This window comes from Halomonas sp. 11-S5 (genome assembly GCF_029889825.1).
Lineage (GTDB): Bacteria > Pseudomonadota > Gammaproteobacteria > Pseudomonadales > Halomonadaceae > Halomonas.
Window position 1 is genome coordinate 38,699 of record NZ_JARANW010000013.1, and the last position, 17,543, is coordinate 56,241.

17 protein-coding genes are annotated in these 17,543 nt (G+C 66.8%); 7 read left to right on the forward strand and 10 right to left on the reverse strand.

Annotated elements, in window-relative coordinates; genetic code table 11:
- Nucleotides 1-6: 6 nt before the first annotated feature.
- The 5 genes from OP497_RS10635 to OP497_RS10655 all read right to left on the reverse strand — a co-directional run bounded on the left by OP497_RS10635 (nucleotide 7) and on the right by OP497_RS10655 (nucleotide 4,713).
- Nucleotides 7-1,284: a TRAP transporter large permease gene (locus tag OP497_RS10635; protein WP_280548198.1), complete on the reverse strand. Its 1,278-nt coding sequence runs from the start codon at nucleotides 1,282-1,284 to the stop codon at nucleotides 7-9.
- Complete coding sequence (locus OP497_RS10640) at nucleotides 1,281-1,742, reverse strand: TRAP transporter small permease (protein WP_280548240.1); 462 nt, start codon at nucleotides 1,740-1,742, stop codon at nucleotides 1,281-1,283. Before OP497_RS10640 ends, OP497_RS10635 begins: the two co-directional genes overlap by 4 nt.
- Nucleotides 1,743-1,935: 193 nt before the next feature.
- Nucleotides 1,936-3,009, reverse strand: coding sequence for a TRAP transporter substrate-binding protein DctP (dctP, locus tag OP497_RS10645; protein WP_280548199.1), 1,074 nt, complete (start codon nucleotides 3,007-3,009; stop codon nucleotides 1,936-1,938).
- Between the two features lie 84 nt (nucleotides 3,010-3,093).
- The gene (locus OP497_RS10650) at nucleotides 3,094-3,939 is read right to left on the reverse strand and encodes an AraC family transcriptional regulator (protein WP_280548200.1); all 846 of its coding nucleotides are present in this window, start codon (nucleotides 3,937-3,939) and stop codon (nucleotides 3,094-3,096) included.
- A gap of 87 nt (nucleotides 3,940-4,026) precedes the next feature.
- Nucleotides 4,027-4,713 carry a GntR family transcriptional regulator gene (locus OP497_RS10655; RefSeq protein ID WP_280548201.1) on the reverse strand — a complete coding sequence of 229 codons (687 nt, stop codon included), beginning with the start codon at nucleotides 4,711-4,713 and terminating at the stop codon, nucleotides 4,027-4,029.
- A gap of 175 nt (nucleotides 4,714-4,888) precedes the next feature.
- Here OP497_RS10655 and OP497_RS10660 point away from each other — a divergent pair, with 175 nt between their 5' ends.
- The 7 genes from OP497_RS10660 (at nucleotide 4,889) to OP497_RS10690 (ending at nucleotide 13,488) form a co-directional block, all read left to right on the forward strand.
- Nucleotides 4,889-6,442 (forward strand): ABC transporter substrate-binding protein, encoded by a 1,554-nt coding sequence (locus tag OP497_RS10660; protein ID WP_280548202.1) that lies wholly within the window; start codon nucleotides 4,889-4,891, stop codon nucleotides 6,440-6,442.
- 72 nt (nucleotides 6,443-6,514) lie between these two features.
- Nucleotides 6,515-7,492 carry an ABC transporter permease gene (locus OP497_RS10665; protein ID WP_280548203.1) on the forward strand — a complete coding sequence of 326 codons (978 nt, stop codon included), beginning with the start codon at nucleotides 6,515-6,517 and terminating at the stop codon, nucleotides 7,490-7,492.
- The gene (locus tag OP497_RS10670) at nucleotides 7,489-8,325 is read left to right on the forward strand and encodes an ABC transporter permease (RefSeq protein WP_280548205.1); all 837 of its coding nucleotides are present in this window, start codon (nucleotides 7,489-7,491) and stop codon (nucleotides 8,323-8,325) included. Before OP497_RS10665 ends, OP497_RS10670 begins: the two co-directional genes overlap by 4 nt.
- 21 nt (nucleotides 8,326-8,346) lie before the next feature.
- Nucleotides 8,347-9,963, forward strand: coding sequence for an ABC transporter ATP-binding protein (locus tag OP497_RS10675; RefSeq protein WP_280548206.1), 1,617 nt, complete (start codon nucleotides 8,347-8,349; stop codon nucleotides 9,961-9,963).
- Between the two features lie 28 nt (nucleotides 9,964-9,991).
- Nucleotides 9,992-11,386, forward strand: coding sequence for an FAD-binding oxidoreductase (locus OP497_RS10680; RefSeq protein ID WP_280548208.1), 1,395 nt, complete (start codon nucleotides 9,992-9,994; stop codon nucleotides 11,384-11,386).
- Nucleotides 11,387-11,393: 7 nt separating this feature from the next.
- Nucleotides 11,394-12,374 (forward strand): DMT family transporter, encoded by a 981-nt coding sequence (locus OP497_RS10685; protein WP_280548209.1) that lies wholly within the window; start codon nucleotides 11,394-11,396, stop codon nucleotides 12,372-12,374.
- 13 nt (nucleotides 12,375-12,387) lie between these two features.
- Nucleotides 12,388-13,488: an aminotransferase class I/II-fold pyridoxal phosphate-dependent enzyme gene (locus OP497_RS10690; RefSeq protein ID WP_280548210.1), complete on the forward strand. Its 1,101-nt coding sequence runs from the start codon at nucleotides 12,388-12,390 to the stop codon at nucleotides 13,486-13,488.
- A gap of 163 nt (nucleotides 13,489-13,651) precedes the next feature.
- Here the strand turns inward: OP497_RS10690 and OP497_RS10695 are convergent, their stop codons facing one another.
- From OP497_RS10695 to OP497_RS10715, 5 genes are read right to left on the reverse strand one after another with little or no spacing between them, the layout of a single operon-like run.
- A complete protein-coding gene (locus tag OP497_RS10695; protein ID WP_280548211.1) occupies nucleotides 13,652-14,371 on the reverse strand; it encodes a lipoate--protein ligase family protein in 720 nt (239 codons plus the stop codon).
- A 39-nt stretch (nucleotides 14,372-14,410) separates the two neighbouring features.
- Nucleotides 14,411-15,181, reverse strand: a complete 771-nt coding sequence (locus OP497_RS10700) for a 2-oxo acid dehydrogenase subunit E2 (RefSeq protein WP_280548213.1) — start codon at nucleotides 15,179-15,181, stop codon at nucleotides 14,411-14,413.
- An 11-nt stretch (nucleotides 15,182-15,192) separates the two neighbouring features.
- A complete protein-coding gene (locus tag OP497_RS10705; RefSeq protein WP_280548214.1) occupies nucleotides 15,193-15,429 on the reverse strand; it encodes a lipoyl domain-containing protein in 237 nt (78 codons plus the stop codon).
- A gap of 15 nt (nucleotides 15,430-15,444) precedes the next feature.
- Nucleotides 15,445-16,467: an alpha-ketoacid dehydrogenase subunit beta gene (locus tag OP497_RS10710; RefSeq protein WP_280548216.1), complete on the reverse strand. Its 1,023-nt coding sequence runs from the start codon at nucleotides 16,465-16,467 to the stop codon at nucleotides 15,445-15,447.
- Entirely contained in the window at nucleotides 16,464-17,543 is a 1,080-nt protein-coding gene (locus OP497_RS10715; RefSeq protein WP_348533113.1) for a 2,3-butanediol dehydrogenase, read from the reverse strand. Before OP497_RS10715 ends, OP497_RS10710 begins: the two co-directional genes overlap by 4 nt.

Genomic DNA, 17,543 nt, shown 5'->3' on the forward strand with positions numbered 1-17,543 from the left:
GGTTCCTTAGCCCAGCAGCGAGGGGATCCAGGTGGAGAGCGATGGGAAGATGACCAGTAGCAGGATCACCACGATGAAGGCAACGTAGAACGGCAGCGAGGCAATGATCGCCCGTTCGAAGGGCACGTTGGCGATCCTCGCCGCCGTCATCAGCGTCATCCCCACCGGTGGCGTGACGTTGGAGATGTTGAGCACCACGATCATCAGGATGGCGAAGTGCAGCGGGTCCACGCCCAGCTGAATCATCGCCGGCACCAGCACCGGGGCCACCACCACCAGCGCCGGCAACACGTCCATGACCGTGCCGACCAGGATCAGCAAGGCACAGACCAGCAACAGCTGCAGGAAGGTCGAGTCGCTGAAGGTGGTGATCAGGCCCGCCGCGTCCCGGGCGATGCCGGAGCGGGTGACGAACCAGCCGAGCACCGCCGAGGTCGCCAGCAGGAAGAACACCACCCCCGAGAAGCGCACCGTCACCACCAGCGCGTGCCAGATCTTGCGCCAGGTGAGGGTGCGGTAGAAGACGACCCCGATGGCGATGGCATAGACGGCGGCGAACCCCGAGGCCTCGGTGATGGTGGTCATCCCCGAGAGGATGCCGCCGAGGATGATCAGTGGCACGACCATCGCCGGCAGGGCCACCAGGAAGGCGATCGCCGCCGCCTTGAGCGGAGTAGGCGCCTGCTTGGGATAGCCCCGCTTCCAGGCCAGGAAGAAGCTCACCGCGAGCAGCGCGAGGGCCATCAGCAGGCCGGGGACGATCCCCCCGGCAAAGAGGTCGATCACCGAGATGTCACGCAGCAGGGTCGCATAGACCACCATCACCACGCTGGGCGGGATGATCGGCCCGATGATTGACGAGCAGGCGGTGATCGCCGCCGCGTACTCGGCGTCATAGCCCTGCTTCTTCATCTCCGGAATCATGATCTTGCCGATCGCCACGGTATCGGTGATCGCCGCCCCGGTCAGGCCGGCGAAGAACACCGACACCGAGATATTGACGTGAGACAGAGCCCCGCGCACCCGGCCGAACAAGGCATTGTTGAAGGCGATCAGCTTCTGAGTCAGGCCGCCCTGATTCATCAGCTCGGCGGTGAAAATGAAATAGGGCACGGCGATCAGCAGAAAGCCGGAGACGCCGGCGAACATCCGGTCGGCGATGATGCCGAGCATGCGCTCGCCGCCCATGGCGAAGCCGCCGGCAAGTCCCGACATGGCCATCACCACGGCGACCGGAGCGCCGATCAGCAGCAGCACGACGAAGGCAATGATCGCGGGCGTCATGGGCGGTTCTCCCCGTCGGCGGTCTCGATGAGCTCATCGATCACGGTGTCGTCATCGATGAAGTGTTCCAGCAGGTCGAAGCCCTGCACCAGGTGCAGCAGGATGATGACCCCGCTGATCGGAATCACGATGGCGGTGAACTTGGCGGAGATCTGGATCTGGTCGGAGACCATGTACACCTGGGAGGCCCCCTGGAAGTAGCCCCAGCCATACCAGACCAGCATCAAGGCGAACAGCGCAATGACGGCGAGGCAGAGCCCCGCCGCCACCTTGAGCAGCACGCGTGGCAGGCTGCGCACCAGCAGCGTCATGGCCACATGCTCGCCGTAGCGCAACGATATGGTCATGGAGAGAAAGCCGATCCAGGGCAGGAAGAGCCGGGCCAGGGAGTAGGTCCAGCTCAGCGTGCTGCCGGTGGCCAGCTTGTAGAGGAAGGCCGTGAAGGAGATGCCCAGCATGACCAGCACGCCACGATCGCCGCCTGGTTCACCGCATCACTCAGGCGGCGCAAAGGCTGAAGGAGTGGCATCGGAGTACCTCGGAGGAACGACGACCGACCAGCAGGTCAACCGTCCGAAGGGGCAGGCGCCTGGGCGCCTGCCGGCTCACTGGCCCATGGGATCACTCGGGCCATTCACTCACTCGCGACTCTCACTGGCCATAGTTGGCCATGTCGTTCTCGACGACCTCTTCGCCAACCCGAGCGACCTCGGCGAGGAAGCCATCGACCGTCTCAGCCTCGATGCCGAAGTCGTTGACGATCCAGTCCTTCCATGCCGGCGTGGCGATCTCCGCCATGCGTGCCCGCTCCTCGGGGGGCATGATGTAGCACTCCTCGAAGCGCTCGCAGGACTCCACCCAGCTGGCGGTAGCCAGCGCCCCGGACATGCCGTGGCCGATGGCGACGGCCTCGCGGGCGGAGGTGACGATGGCTTCCTGCTGGGCCTCGGTCAGGCTCTGGAACCAATCTTCGCTGACCAGCCAGGCCGCGCTGTTGTAGACGTGGCCGGTGAGCGTGGTGTAGTCCGTCACCTCGTCGAAGTTATAGGTGACATTGAGCACCGGGGCGTTGAACTGCCCGTCGGCCAGGCCCGTCTCCAGGGCGGTGATCACCTCGCCCCAGGGCAGCGGCGTGGCCGAGGCGCCCAGCGATTTCATGATGGCCACGTGCCCGGGGTTCTCCTCGGTGCGGATGTTCAGCCCCTCGAGGTCCTCCACGGTCTTGATCGGGCGCTTGTTGTTGGTGAAGGCCACGAAGCCGCCACCGTCATCGAAGGTACCCAGGTAGCGCATGTTGGTTTCTTCGATGGTGCCGGACATGAAGTCAGCGAACCATTCCCCGTCGAAGAAGGCCCAGGCCTGGCGCCAGTTGTCGAAGATGAAGGGGGCGGTCATCAGCTGATAGTCGTCATAGAAGGACGACATGGCACCGGTGGTAATGATGGTGGACTGTAGGGTACGCCCACCCTGGACCTCGGACGCGGTCTCCACCTCGGAACCCAGCTGGCTGTTGCCGAAGATCGACACGGTGACCTCGCCATCGGTCCGGGTCTCGACCAGGTTCTTGAAGTGCACCAGCGCCGGGTAGACCTCATTGTTGCTCATGTTCTCCGGGAGGATGGTGGCGATGGCCATTTCCGTGGACTGGGCCTGCACCTGGGTGCTGGCGATGGCCAGGGGCAGCGCGGCCAGGGCCAGGGCGCCGGGGAGTGTCTTCGCTTTCATGGTCAACCTCGTGTCGTCTTGTCATTGTCATGAGCCTATCTCGCCCTCCCTGCAGAGGACACAACGAGACAGCTGACCTTCAGACTAGGTCGACTCGGGCCCGCCTGCTTGCCCGGAACTGCGCTGCTCTTGCCCGAGACTCGGCAATGCCCGGCCCTCCCGGCGGCTCCGGGAGGGCGAGACGGCGAAGCGGCGGCGGTAGGCGCGGGAGAAGCTGCCCTGATCGCGAAATCCCACCAGGGAGGCGATATGGCCGAGGCTCAGGCCACTGTGGGTGACCAGGGCACGGGCGTGATCCAGTCGCCGCCGCTGGACATAGGCCAACGGGGTCGCGCCGGTCAGCTCCCGGAAACAGGCATGGAAGTGCCCGGCACTCAGGGCGCAGAGCGCGGCCAGCTGCTCGACACGGATCTCGTCGGCGAGGTGGTGGTCGATCCAGGCGTCCAGGCGCGCCAGGTCGAGGCGCTCGCTGAAGCCCGGGCTGGCGGCCACGCCGGCATCCGCCGGCAGCGGCGCGGACTCGAGGTGCAGATAGAGGGCCCGCAGCAGCAGCGCGGCGATCTCGCTGTGCAGGGCCGGACAGCACTCGAGCTGCTGCATCAGGCTTGCCGCCAGGCGATTGAGACGCGGCGGCACGGCGAAGAAGCGTGGCCTCTCGAAGAGGCGCTCGATGGCATCGCCATCGCGCAGGGCCGGCAGGCTCGCGGCAGGAATGTCGAGCACGAAGGTGCGGTTGCGACCATCGCCCCGGTAGTCGTGATGGCGGCCACAGGGGATCAGGCAGCCCCGGCTGCCGGTGATGCGCCCCCCTTGCCCCTCGATGGAGAGCTCGGTGGCCCCGCGGGTGGCGAGGATGAGCTGATGGTGGTCATGGGCATGGGCGACGTGCTCCTGGCCCAGGGTGGCGGCGCGAAGATCGAGCAGGGTCATCGGGGGTATCGCCTTCCAGTCGCCATCGACAGCGTCAACATGGCGTGACGCAAGATGGAAAGCAAGTCGGGGGCCAGGACCTCTCGGTCACTCGCGAGACCCCTCGATGCTCTGGACCACGGAGTCCCGTGCCACGCCGATGTGGTAATCGATGGCCTCGCGACAGCGTGGCCCGTCGCCGCTGGCCAACGCATCAAGCAACAGGTGATGGCTCTCGGCGATGGAGTCCGGCGCCTCGTGGGTCTTGGTGATCAGGGTGATGCACAGCCGCAGCTCGTGGGCCAGGTCCTCGAAGGTCCTGAGCAGACGGCGGTTTCCCGCCGAGGCGATCAGCAGGCGATGGAAGGCCAGGTCTTCCTCGATGCGCCGGCTCTCGTCACCGCTGCCCGACGCCTCGCACAGCATCTCGACCTGCCGGCGCAGTGCCGCCAGGGCCTCGGGCGGACAGGCCCCGGCGAGCCGCTCCATGGCATGGCGCTCCAGGCAGAGTCGAAGATCGAAGATATCGGCGAGCTCGCCGGCATCCAGGGCTCGCACGAAAAAGCCACGCCGGGGCTGGGAGACCAGCAGGCCGCGACTCTCCAGCAGCCGCGCTGCCTCGCGGACCGGCGCGCGGCTCACCCCCAGATCGCGGGCCAGTTGCACCTCCGACAGCCGTTCGCCAGGGGCGAAGCGCTGGCCGATGATGGCCTGGGTCAGGTAGTCGGCCACCTGGTCCACCAGGTTTCGCTGCTGGATGAACGCGGCGGGTGTGGCAGCTGGGGGGGCAGGCATGCGGCTCGGACTCGTATCGGGATGGCTTCCCCCCCAGTATGGCCAATGGGCGTCGCTTGTCGACCGTCGATTGACGACTGTCGACAGTTTGAGCGGTGCCTGCTAGCTTCATTCAGGTGACTGCCCATTGCCAACAACAATCACCAACAACAATCGCCACAACGGGGACAGCATCATGAAGACACCACTGGCCATCGCCATTACCGCCGCGGCCATCACCGCCTCCTCCGCCTTCGCCGACGAGCCCCAAGCCGGCGGGATCATCGACACCATCATCCAGCCCGAGCCGCCCGGCCTGGTACTGGGCATGATCCAGAACGCCCCGACCCGCACGGTCGCCGGCAACATCTACGAAGGCCTGCTGCGCTATACCACCGACCTGGAACCCCAGCCCCAGCTCGCAGAATCCTGGGAGGTCAGCGAAGACGGGCGCACCTGGACCTTCCACCTGCGCGAGGATGTCACCTGGCACGATGGCGAGCCCTTCACCGCCGAGGACGTGGTGTTCTCCGCCGATGTCTTCCACCGCGAACTCAACCCCAGCGCCCGGGCGGTTCTGAAGCACGTGACCGCCATCGAGGCCGTCGACGACCATACGGTGACCTTCACCCTCGAGAAGCCCTTCGGCCCCTTCCTGCTCTCCTTCGAGGCCGGGACCTTCACCATGGTGCCCAAGCACATCTACGCAGGCACCGAGTTCCGCGACAACGCGGCCAACAACCATCCCATCGGCACCGGTCCCTTCAAGTTCGAGAACTGGGACCGCGGCACCGTCATCCAGCTGGTGAAGAACGAGGACTACTACGAGGAGGACCTGCCTTACCTCGACGGCATCAACTGGCACATCATCCCCGACGGAGCCTCCCGCGCGGTCGCCTACGAGAATGGCACCGTCGACGTGCTGCCCTACGGCACCGTCGAGAACTTCGACATCCCGCGCCTCACCGAACTGGACAACACCTGCGTGACCGAGCAGGGCCACGAATACTTCAGCCCCTTCGCCATGCTATGGATGAACAACCGCGAGGGCCCCACCGCCGACAAGCGCTTCCGGCAGGCGGTCATGTACGCCATGGACCGTGAGTTCGCCCGCAACGTACTGTGGAATGGCCTGGGCAAGGTGCCGCTGGGGGCGTTTGGCTCCAACGCCAAGTTCCAGAACGAGGATCTGGCGTCCTACAACCATGATCCGGACCGCGCCCGTGAACTGCTCGACGAGATGGGCTATGACGGCGAGGAGGTCCGCCTGCTGCCCCTGCCCTATGGCGAGACCTGGACACGCTGGGCCGAGGCCGTACAGCAGAACCTCAAGGAGGTCGGCATCAACGTGCGCACCGAGGCCACCGACGTGGGCGGCTGGAACCAGCGCCTCGGCGACTGGGACTACGACCTCGCCTTCACCTACCTCTATCAGTATGGCGACCCGGCGCTGGGCATCTCGCGCACCTACCTCTCGAGCAACATCGACAAGGGCTCGCCCTGGAACAACGTCGAAGGCTACGAAAACGAGAAGGTAGATGAGCTGTTCAACCAGGCCGCGACGGCCTTTCCGGAGGAGAAGCGCGAGGCGCTCTACCACGAGGTCCAGGAGCTCCTCCAGGAGGACGTGCCGGTGGGCTGGCTGCTGGAGCTCGGCTTCCCGACCATCTACCGCTGCGACGTCAAGAACCTGGTGACCTCGGGCGTGGGCGTCAATGACGGCTTCAAGAACGCCTGGCTCGACAGGTAAGCCAGGCGGGGCGGCCCTGTCGGCCGCCCCTGCGACGTTCCACCGCGTCTCATGTCGCCAGGGGGTAATGGCATGCTCTATGCCAGGCTGATCGCGTCACGGCTGTTCAAGGCCGTGATCGTGCTGTTCATGATCATCATCTTAAATTTCTTCCTCATCCAGATGGCGCCGGGCGACCCGGCCGCCATCCTGGCCGGCGAGGCCGGGGCCACCGATGCCGAGTTCCTGCGCCAGCTGACCGAGCGCTTCGGCCTCGACCAGCCGCTGCACGTGCAGCTGTGGCGCTATGTCTCCGGCGTGGCCATGCTCGATTTCGGCTTTTCCTACCGCCAGCAGGTGCCGGTACTCGACCTGATACTGGCCCGCCTGCCGGCCACCCTGCTGCTCACCGGCACCGCCTTCGTGCTGTCGCTGGTGCTGGGCATCGTCGCCGGCTCGCTGGCCGCGGCCCGGGTCAAGAGGCCCTCGGGCTCCATCATCATGGCCCTGGCGCTGGTCTTCTACGCCACCCCGCTGTTCTGGGTCGCGCTGATGGCCGTGGTGCTGTTCTCGGTCTATCTCGACTGGTTGCCGGCCTACGGCATGTATACCGTGGGTGCCGGCCTTGAAGGGTTCGCCTTCGCTCTGGACGTCGCCAAGCACCTGATCCTGCCGGCCACCACGCTCGCGCTGTTCTTCATGGCCATCTACACCCGCATGACGCGTGCCTCGATGCTCGAGGCCGCCCAGCAGGACTTCGTCAAGACGGCCCGCGCCAAGGGCCTGAAGAACAGCGTCATCCAGCGACGCCACATCCTGCGCAACGCCCTGCTGCCGATCATCACCCTGGCCGGCCTGCAGGCGGGCCAGATGGTCGGCGGGGCCATCCTCACCGAGACGGTCTTCGCCTGGCCCGGCATCGGCCGGCTGATGTTCGAGGCGCTACAGCAACGCGACTACAACCTGCTGCTGGGCATCTTCTTCTTCTCGGCGGCCCTGGTGATCGTCTTCAACATCATCACCGACCTCGTCTACCGCCTGGCCGACCCGCGCATCAAGGAGGCGTCATGAGCTTCTTCGCCCGCTTCGTCCAGAACCGCGGCGCCCTGGTGGGCCTGATCATCCTGATGGCGATCATCCTGATGGCCATCCTGGCTCCGCTGCTGTTCCCCGAATCGCCCTGGCGCATGGTGCAGCGCCCCTTCCTGGCGCCGCTCGAGGCGGACGGCTTCCCGCTGGGCACCGACACCATGGGCCGTAACGTCGCCGCCGGCCTGATGCACGGCGCCTGGGTCTCGCTGCTGATCGGCCTGGTCTCGACCACCGTGGCCCTGGCCATCGGCGTGCCGCTGGGCGCCATCGCCGGCTACTACGGTGGCCTGGTCGACGATGGCCTGATGCGCTTCACCGAGTTCTTCCAGACCATCCCCAACTTCGCCCTGGCCATCGTGCTGGTCGCCATCATGCAGCCCAGCATCACCTCCATCGTGCTGGCCATCGCCATCGTCAGCTGGCCGCCGGTGGCCCGCCTGGTGCGCGCCGAGTTCCTGTCGCTGCGGCACCGCGAGTACGTGGAGGCGGCCCGCCTGGTCGGCCAGACCAACGCCACCATCATCCTGCGCCAGATCCTGCCCAACACCCTGTCGCCGATCATCGTGCTGGCCTCGCTGATGGTCGCCACGGCCATCCTGCTGGAGTCCGCCCTCTCCTTCCTCGGCCTGGGCGACCCCAACGTGATGTCCTGGGGCTACATGATCGGCGCGGCCCGCACGGTGATCCGTCAGGCCTGGTGGCTGAGCTTCTTTCCCGGCGTGGCGATCCTGCTGACCGTGCTGGCGCTCAACCTGGTGGGCGAAGGCCTCGACGACGCCCTCAACCCCAAGCTCGCCCGCGAGCGCTCATGAACGGCGGCCAAGGAGAACTCCATGAGTGACACCCTGCTGAGCATTCGCCACCTGACCATTGCCCTGCCGCACGGGGCCGACCGCGACTTCGCGGTGGAGGACGTCAGCTACGACGTGGCGCGCGGCGAGATCATGTGTGTGGTCGGTGAGTCCGGCTCCGGCAAGTCCATGGCCGCCAATGCCCTGATGGGTCTGTTGCCCAAGGGGGTACGAGCCACCGCGGGCGAGGTGGTGTTCGATGGCCAGGATCTGCTCACGCTGACCGAGAAACAGCATCGCGAACTACGCGGGCTGCGCATCAGCATGATCTTCCAGGAACCGATGACCGCGCTGAACCCGCTGATGCGGGTCGGCGCCCAGATCGGCGAGGTCTTCGAGGCGCACAACCGCCTCACCCCGGCCGAGCGCCAGAACCGCGCCCTGGAGCTGCTGATCGAGGTGGGCATTCCCCAGCCCGAGAAGGCCATCCGCGCCTATCCCTTCGAGCTCTCCGGCGGCCAGCGCCAGCGGGTGATGATCGCCATGGCCCTGGCCCTGGAACCCGAGCTGCTGATCGCCGATGAGCCCACCACGGCGCTGGACGTCACCACCCAGGCGCAGATCCTCGACCTGATCGGCGATCTTCAGCGGCGCCACGGCATGGCGGTGATGTTCATCACCCACGATTTCGGGGTGGTGGCCGAGATCGCGACCCGGGTCTGCGTGATGCGCGAGGGACGCATCGTCGAGCTCGGCGAGGCCCGAGAGGTGCTGGAGCATCCCCGGCATGCCTATACCCGAGCGCTGATCGAGGCGATTCCCAGCAACGCCATGCCCGCCGCCCGCGAGGCCGACCAGACCGCCCCGCTGCTCGAGGTCCGTCACCTGCAGAAGGTCTTCCGCTCCCGCGGTGGCCTCTTCAAGCCCTCGCGTGAGGTCCACGCCCTGGATGATGTCAGCTTCACCATGGCGCGCGGCGAGACGGTGGGTATCGTCGGCGAGTCGGGCTCCGGCAAGTCGACCCTGGGGCGCTGCGTGGTCCGCCTGGAGCGGCCCGACAGCGGTGAATTGCTGCTCGACGGCGTCGATCTGACCAGTCTCAAGGGCGAGACCCTGCGCCGCGAACGCAAGCGGGTGCAGATGATCTTCCAGGACCCCTATGCCTCGCTCAACCCGCGCACCCGGGTCGGCATGGCCATCGCCCAGGGGCCCATCGCCAACGGCGTGCCCCGGCAACAGGCGCTCGAGAAGGCCGGCGATCTGCTCGACCTGGTCGGCCTGGGGGCTGCCTCGGCCGAGCGCTTCCCCCATGAATTCTCCGGTGGCCAGCGCCAGCGCATCGGCATCGCCCGGGCGCTGGCCCTCAATCCCGAGCTAATCGTCGCCGACGAGGCCGTCTCGGCGCTGGACGTGTCCATTCAGGCGCAGATCCTCGAGCTGCTCGAGGATCTGAAGCAGAAGCTCTCGTTGTCGCTGCTGTTCATCACCCACGACCTGCGCGTCGCCGCCCAGATCTGCGACCACATCATCGTCATGCAGTACGGCCGTATCGTCGAGCACGGCACCGCCGAAGCGGTCTTCCTCTCGCCACAGGAGGCCTACACCCGCGAACTGCTCGAAGCCATCCCCGGCAGGGCACACGTCCTGGCCACCGCCTGACCCACGCCACTCGGAGCCCGCCCCTGTCATGGACGCCCTCTTGAAGGAGATCACCACCATCGTCGGCGCCGCCAACGTGCTCACCGGCGAGGATGTCGGCGCCCGACGGGTCGACTGGCTGACCGGTGCGCCCTGCCACGCCGGGGCCATCGTGCGACCGGGATCGACCTCGCAACTCGCCGAGGTGATGCGTGCCTGCCATACCGCTCGCCAGCCGGTGGTCACCCATGGCGGCCTCACCGGGCTGGTGCATGGGGCCGAGGCGGATCCCGAGGAGCTGGCCGTGTCGCTCGAGCGCATGACCGCCATCGAAGCCGTCGACCCGGTCGGTGCCACGCTGACCGTGCAGGCGGGTGCGCCACTGGAGAGCGTCCAGCAGGCCGCCGAGGCAATCGGCCTCCAGTTTGCCCTGGACCTGGGCGCCCGCGGCAGCTGCACCATCGGAGGTAACATCGCCACCAATGCCGGCGGCATCCGGGTCATCCGCTACGGCATGATGCGCCAGCAGGTGCTGGGGCTGGAGGCGGTGCTGGCCGACGGCACCGTGGTCAGCTCGATGAACCGCATGCTCAAGAACAATGCGGGCTTCGACCTCAAGCAGCTGTTCATCGGCAGCGAGGGAACGCTGGGCATCGTCACCCGGGCGGTGCTGCGCCTGCAGCCGCCCACCCCGGACGTGCAGGCGGCGCTGGTCGCCTGCCCTTCCTTCGAGGCTCTGACCGGCCTGCTGGGCCATCTGGGCCGGCACCTGGGAGGCAGCCTGGCGGCCTTCGAGGCGATGTGGCAGAGCCACTATCGCCTGCTCACCGAGGAGAGCGGCCGGCACACGCCACCGCTGTCGCCCGAGGCGCCCTTCTACGTGATCCTCGAGTCGCTGGGGAGCGACCCGCAGAGCCATGGCGCCCAGTTCTCCCTGGCCCTGGAGCGCGCCCTGGAAGACGCCTTGATCAGTGATGCGGCCATCGCCCAGTCCGACACTCAGCGCCAGTCCCTCTGGGCGATCCGCGAGGACATCGAGGGGCTGATCCAGGCCCTCTCGCCGCTGTTCACCTTCGACGTCAGCCTGCCGATCCCCGAGATGGATCGCTATGTCGCCAGGCTGGAAGAGGCCCTGGCCCGCGACTGGCCTCGGGGGCGCATGGTCACCTTTGGCCATCTGGGCGACGGCAACCTGCATATTTCCATCACCGTCGGCAGCGACGATCCGGCGGCCCGTCGCGCCGTCGAACGGCTCGTCTATACGCCACTGGCCGAGCTTGACGGCTCGGTGTCGGCCGAGCACGGCATCGGCCTGGAAAAACGCGACTACCTTGCCCTCTCGCGGACCCCCGAGGAGATCACACTGATGCACACCCTCAAGCGAGCCCTCGACCCGCACGGACTGCTCAATCGCCACAAGGTACTCGCTCCGGAGGAGGGCTGAACGCTCGATGGCACGCTTACTCGCTGACCGCCTGCCCCGTTTGGTGGCTGCCCGACCGGTACTCGCCTCGCTGGCCTTGATCCTCGCCATCGGGCTCTTCTGGGGCGGTAACTGGCCGGCGGTGCGTTTCATCCTCCGCGACCTGCCGCCCTTCAGCCTGCGCGCCATCGGCTTTACCGCTGGTGCACTGGTGCTGCTGGGCTGGGCCCGATGGCGTGGCCTGCCACTACGTGTGACGGGCCAGGAGTGGCCATGGCTCGCCGTCACCGGACTTTTCACCATCCTCGGCTTCAACCTGGCCACCGCCTTTGCCCAACTGCGCATGCCGACCTCACAGGCGGCTATCATCGCCTTCACCATGCCGTGCTGGGCGCTGCTGATGGCGTGGGGGCTGCTCGGCGAAAGCGTCAGGCCACGCCAGTGGCTGGGTCTGGCCACCGGCCAGCTGGGGCTGGTCGTGCTGCTCGGGCCCGCGGCGCTGGCAGCCCGGACCGAGGACCTCGTCGGGCCCGTCATCGTGCTCGGTGCTGCTCTTTCCTGGGCGCTTGGCACCGTGCTGATCAAGCGACGAGGTCATTGGGAGAGTCACCCCGTGGTGATCACCGGCTGGCAGTTCGCGCTCTGTGCTGTGCCGATGATCGGTCTAGCGGCATGGCAAGAGTCGCCGCCCCCGCCCGGCGACTGGCTCGACACGACCTGGCTGGCCCTCGGTTACCATCTGGTGTTCTCGATCTGCCTGGCGCAGATGCTATGGTTCCGTAACGTCAACCGTCTCACCCTGGGCCAGTCCACCATCAGCACCCTGATCATTCCGGTCGTCGGTGTTCTCAGCGCCAGCCTGCTGCTGGGCGAGCCGCTGACGCTGCAGGTGGTGATAGCCCTGCTGCTGATCCTGGCGGCGATTGCCGTCGTCATGCTCGGCAGGCGCCGCCCTGAACAAGATCCGCCTCCGACCGATCGCGACGAAATGCCCTCGGACCACACCTGACTGGGAGTTCACGATGCCCCGTTTTCCCGACCACCTGACCGGCGACGGTCCCACCAACCCCTTCCCCGGGATCCGCGTGCTGGAGCGCCGCCTGGGCCGCGAGATCCCCCACCGCCTGGGCTCCAACGAGGGACTCGACATGCCCCACCGCGCCCTGCGCGCGCACTTCGGCGACGCCATGGTCGAGCATGCCTACTGCTACGGGGATTCGGAGGCGCTGGGCGTCCGCCGGCGGCTCGCCGAGCAGCAGGGCATCCCGCTCGAGGCCCTGCTGGTCGACGCCGGCGCCGACAGCCTGATTGCCCTCGCCTTGCGCACCGTGGCCGAGCCCGGCACCGCCGTGGTGGCCACCGCCGGCACCTACCCCACCTTTGGCTACTTTGCCCGGGGCCAGGGCTGCCGGCTGGTCGAGGTGCCCTACGAGGCAGCGCCGGGCCGCCTCGCCCCCGATCTCGAGGCCCTCTCGGCCGCTGCCGGACGCGAACAGGCCCGGCTGGTCTATCTGGCCAATCCCGACAATCCCAGCGGCCACCTGCACGACGACACGGCCATTCGCCGCCTGCGCGAGACGCTGCCCGACGACTGCTGGCTGCTGCTCGACGAGGCCTACCACGACTTCCGCGAGGATGCCGAGTCCCCCTTCGCCCGCGAGGTCCTGCCCGGCGTGATCCGCCTGCGCACCCTCTCCAAGGCCCACGGCATGGCGGGGCTGCGCATCGGCTATGCCATCGCCGAGCCCGAGACCCTGGCGATGATGATGAAGGTACGCATCCACTATGCGGTCTCGACGCTCACCCTGGCCGCCGCCGAGCTAGTGCTGGACCATCCCGACGAGACCCGCGAGCACATCGCCGCGGTACTCAAGCGCCGCGAGCGCCTGGCCAAGCACTTCCGTGCGCTCGGCGCCGAGGTGCTGCCCAGCGCCACCAACTTCATCGGCATCCGGTTGCCCAGCGCCGAGCTCGCCGAGCGGGTCAACCGCGAACTGCTCGAGGCCGGGCGGCTGATTGCTCGCCCGGCCCATCCGGACCTCGGCCAGGTGCTGCGCATCACCGCCGTGGAGGATGCCCTGGTGCCGGGTCGGCTGAAGATCTTGGAAGACGCCCTGCGGTGAGCGCGGCGCACACGGTATGGGGAGCGTCCTTAGCAGGGTTCTGCGTTCTCTACGACTGAGGCTATACACGCAAATTGTGCAGATTGCACAAGCCGTCCAGCAGTCAGGGGCCACAACATCTGCGAGCTTGACACCGCCAAGCGTCTAGTGCCAGCTGGCACGCTCACTTGCAATATGTGCCATCTTCAGGAGGGGCCTGCCACGTCATCAGGCGTTCGACCAGACCGGGAATGGCGGATGCTAGCTGCAGCTGGGGCAAGACGTCACGAAGGGCGATGTGACTCCCAGCCAAGAAGCGCTGGGGATCATCGATGGCCGCCTGGAAGGCGTTGACCACGGCGACCAGCGCCTCGGGGGTATCGTCCACCTGCATGGCGCCATGGACCAGCAGGGCCATGTCGCGACAGCCCCGCACCCGCCGCCAGCGCTGGGCGGTGCCGACCAGCTTGCGTGACGCGATGCGCACGTTGTAGCGCCCGTCGCAGTAGGCGCCGGGTGCCGGGCCGAGGTCGGCGTCCGACAGGCCCAGAACACCGAGCCAATCGCACCAGGGATCGCCCAGGCGGCGATAGCCCCACTCGAGGTGGGCGGCCGAACCGCCCACCCGACAGCGGATGGCGAGCGCCAGGTTGACCACTGCCGGACTCTGAGGCACCGGCGTGCCGCCGGTGGCGCGAAACTGCACTGGCCAGTCCATCGCGGCGAGTCGGTTCCGAGCATCGGGGAAGCCCGCCAGGCGCTCGTGGCGCCGGGGCATCACCAGGGCGCGGTCGGTGGGCGACCAGGCCAGCCAGCCGATCGATGCCTCCCCCTGGCAGACCGTGTCGAGCAGGGCCTCCTCGGCGGCCAGCCCCTCCTCCACCGTGGGGCATTGCAAGGTCATGCTGGAGATTTCTAGCGGAACGGCCATGGTTCCCCCGGGTCAGCAGCGCAGTTCATGGTCAAAGGCATCGGGCGCGATGCTCTCGACGCGCTCGACCAGACCATCGAGAAAGGCCGCCGCCGGCGCGCCATTGACCGCACGATGATCGAAGGTCAGCGACAGGCCGATCACTTCGGCCGACCGAACGCCGCCCGCCTCGTCGGGCACCACCCGCGCCTCGATACCACCGATGCCAAGAATCGCCACTTGGGGGAGGTTGAGAATCGGCGTGAAATGGTGCACCCGTGAGCGCCCCAGGTTAGAGACGGTGAAGGTGGCCCCAGTCAGCTCACGGACCGATAGCTTCCCGGCGAGGGCCTGCTCCACCAGGTCGCGTCGTGCGCCGGGCAGCGCCCCCAGTTCGACTGATTGGGCATCGAACAGCGCCGGGGCCACCAGCAGGTCGTCAGGCAGCGGCACGGCGAGTCCCAGGTGCACCTCGGGGTGCTCGGTGATGCGGTTGTCCTCCAGGGTCGCGTTGAGCGCCGGGAACTCGGCCAGCGTCTGCACCACCAGGCGCAGCAGCAGGTCCTGCACCGAGGGTGGCGTCAACCCGACGGCTCGACAATGGCGACGCAGGGCCTGCAGGGCACCGAGTTCGGCGCCAGCATGGTGGGTCAGCTGGGCCGACGCCTGCAGGCTCTCGCGCATCTTGGTGGCAATCATGCCGCGCATGCCGCGCAGCGGGATCTCGCGGGGCTCACGTCTTCCGCCAGATGGCGAGTAAGCCGCCCCCTCGGGGGCGGCGGCATTCTGGGTGTCGAGTGGCATGGAGGAACTCCTCAGGTTTCCAGGCTGGCGATGGAGGTGCCCTTGGCGACCACCTCGTCTTCCTGCTTCGCGATGGTCAGTACTCCGGAGGCCGGGGCCTCGATCTCGTACTGGGCCTTCTCGACCATCACCTCGGCCACCAGGTCACCCTGCTTCACCTGGCTGCCATCATCGACCAGCCAGGCGGTGATCACGCCCTCATTGTCGCCTTCCCAGAGATCCTCCGGTACGGTAATCGCGGTACTCATCAGCGGTGTCTCCTGTTATTGGCCCATCATCTGGTGATAGGTATCGACGATCTTGTCGGCATTGGGCAGCGCCCACTGCTCCATGGTCGGCGCGAAGGGGATCGGAATATCCGGGTAGGCGACTCGCCGGGGGGACGCCTTCAGGCAGGACGTGTCGTGCTCGACCACGCTGGCAATGATCTCGCCGCTGACGCCATAGCTGTGGTAGTCCTCGTCGACCACGATCAGTCGACCGGTCTTGGCCACCGAGGCGCGAACCGTCTCGCGGTCCAGCGGCACCAGGCTCCTCAGGTCGACCACCTCGGCCTCGACGCCCTCCTCGCCCAGCGCCTTCGCGGCGCGCAGGCAGTGATGCACGCCGGCACCCAGGCTGACCAGGGTAAGGTCGCCGCCTTCCTTGACCACGGAGGCCTTGCCGATCTCGACGGTATAGCTCTCCTCGGGCGTCGCCACAGTGGCGCCCTTCTCGGTGCCCAGCCAGCCCATGCCCTGCAACGACTTGTGGTACATGAAGACAACCGGGTTGTCGTCGCGGATCGCCGCGGTCATCAGTCCCTTGGCGTCATAGGCGTTGCTCGGCACTACCACCTTCATGCCCGGCAGGTGGGCGAAGGTGCCATAGAGGCACTGGGAGTGCTGGCCGCCGTCGGAATAGCCGCCACCGGTGGAGGTCATCAGCACCATCGGCACCTTGACCTTGCCGCCGGAGAAGTAGGTATTCTTGGCCATCATGTTGTAGATGGCGTCCATGCAAACGCCGAAGAAGTCGACGAACATCAACTCGACGATGGGGCGCATGCCATCGGAGGCCGCTCCCACTGCGGCGCCGATAAAGGCGGTCTCGGAGATCGGGGTATCGCGCACACGTTCGGCCCCGAACTCCTCATGCAGGCCCCGAGTGTTACCGAAGACGCCGCCGAGTGGGCCCACGTCCTCGCCCATCACGAAGACCGACGGGTCCTGGCGCATTTCCTGGGCCGTGGCCTCGGCCATGGCCCGGGCGATGGTCAGCTTGCGAGAGCCGGTGGCAGTATTCATGACATGACTCCTTCGCCCAGCCGCTGGCCGGGCCGTACAATGATCTTGATGTGCGACTTGTCATTGAGCAGGGTCTCGAACCCCTGCTCGACCACATCGTCCAGCACGATACGTGCGGTAATCAGGTCCTCGGCGCGAAAATAGCCCTGCTGCATCAGGGCCATCACGGCGGGATAGATATACCGGTAGGCGATGATGCCCTTCAGGGTGCGCTCCTTGATCACCAGGTCATTGGGTTGGAAGGCCGCCTCGGTTTCCCAGATGCTGACGATCACTGTCTCGCCGCCGGCATGGGTGGCATTGATTGCTTGGTCCAGCACGGCGGAAATGCCGGTCACCTCGAAGGCGAAGTCGGCGCCACCCTGCGTCAAGGCGTGCACTTGCTCTACCGCGTCCTGCTCTCGGGGGTCCACCACCTGGGCACCCAGCTCGCTCGCCTTGTGCCGGCGCGAGTCCGAAGGCTCCACGGCCACGATGCTGGCAGCCCCGGCGGCCTTGAGCGCCTCAATGATCATCAAACCGATAGGGCCTGCACCGAAGACCACGGCACTGTCACCGGCTTTCAGCGCGCTCTGACGCACCGCATGCAGGCCCACGGCAGCCGGCTCGATCAGTGCCCCCTGCTCATAGGAGAGGTCATCAGGCAGGAGGTGAACCATGTGCTCGCCGACGACCGTATATTCTGAGAATCCGCCGCCACCGCCCGAGAGACCATGGAAACCCAGCAACGGCGTCAGGTTGTAGCGCTCCATGAGATAGTGGCCATCTCGATTTGGCGAAAGGATGGGCTCGATGGCGACTCGGTCCCCCGGCTTGACTCGGGTGACACCTTTGCCCACTTCCACGACCTCACCGGCAAACTCGTGGCCCATGATGATGGGGGCCTGCTGCTGGCTAAGAGGATGCGGGGCATCGACCGGGATAAAGATGGGGCCGGCGCTATACTCGTGAAGGTCGCTGCCGCAAATGCCGCAGGCCGCGATCTTCACCTTTACCTGGTGCGGCTCCTGGAGGGTCGGGACCTGGACCATTTCGACGCGAAGGTCTTTGGCTCGGTACCAGACTGCCGCTTGCAT

Excerpts from the sequence above, each read along its gene's own strand:
- OP497_RS10635 (WP_280548198.1), bottom strand. The coding sequence starts at position 1,284 with ATGACGCCCGCGATCATTGCCTTCGTCGTGCTGCTGCTGATCGGCGCT.
- OP497_RS10640 (WP_280548240.1), bottom strand. The coding sequence starts at position 1,742 with ATGCTGGGCATCTCCTTCACGGCCTTCCTCTACAAGCTGGCCACCGGC.
- dctP (WP_280548199.1), bottom strand. The coding sequence starts at position 3,009 with ATGAAAGCGAAGACACTCCCCGGCGCCCTGGCCCTGGCCGCGCTGCCC.
- OP497_RS10650 (WP_280548200.1), bottom strand. The coding sequence starts at position 3,939 with ATGACCCTGCTCGATCTTCGCGCCGCCACCCTGGGCCAGGAGCACGTC.
- OP497_RS10655 (WP_280548201.1), bottom strand. The coding sequence starts at position 4,713 with ATGCCTGCCCCCCCAGCTGCCACACCCGCCGCGTTCATCCAGCAGCGA.
- OP497_RS10660 (WP_280548202.1), top strand. The coding sequence starts at position 4,889 with ATGAAGACACCACTGGCCATCGCCATTACCGCCGCGGCCATCACCGCC.
- OP497_RS10665 (WP_280548203.1), top strand. The coding sequence starts at position 6,515 with ATGCTCTATGCCAGGCTGATCGCGTCACGGCTGTTCAAGGCCGTGATC.
- OP497_RS10670 (WP_280548205.1), top strand. The coding sequence starts at position 7,489 with ATGAGCTTCTTCGCCCGCTTCGTCCAGAACCGCGGCGCCCTGGTGGGC.
- OP497_RS10675 (WP_280548206.1), top strand. The coding sequence starts at position 8,347 with ATGAGTGACACCCTGCTGAGCATTCGCCACCTGACCATTGCCCTGCCG.
- OP497_RS10680 (WP_280548208.1), top strand. The coding sequence starts at position 9,992 with ATGGACGCCCTCTTGAAGGAGATCACCACCATCGTCGGCGCCGCCAAC.
- OP497_RS10685 (WP_280548209.1), top strand. The coding sequence starts at position 11,394 with ATGGCACGCTTACTCGCTGACCGCCTGCCCCGTTTGGTGGCTGCCCGA.
- OP497_RS10690 (WP_280548210.1), top strand. The coding sequence starts at position 12,388 with ATGCCCCGTTTTCCCGACCACCTGACCGGCGACGGTCCCACCAACCCC.
- OP497_RS10695 (WP_280548211.1), bottom strand. The coding sequence starts at position 14,371 with ATGACCTTGCAATGCCCCACGGTGGAGGAGGGGCTGGCCGCCGAGGAG.
- OP497_RS10700 (WP_280548213.1), bottom strand. The coding sequence starts at position 15,181 with ATGCCACTCGACACCCAGAATGCCGCCGCCCCCGAGGGGGCGGCTTAC.
- OP497_RS10705 (WP_280548214.1), bottom strand. The coding sequence starts at position 15,429 with ATGAGTACCGCGATTACCGTACCGGAGGATCTCTGGGAAGGCGACAAT.
- OP497_RS10710 (WP_280548216.1), bottom strand. The coding sequence starts at position 16,467 with ATGAATACTGCCACCGGCTCTCGCAAGCTGACCATCGCCCGGGCCATG.
- OP497_RS10715 (WP_348533113.1), bottom strand. The coding sequence starts at position 17,543 with ATGCAAGCGGCAGTCTGGTACCGAGCCAAAGACCTTCGCGTCGAAATG.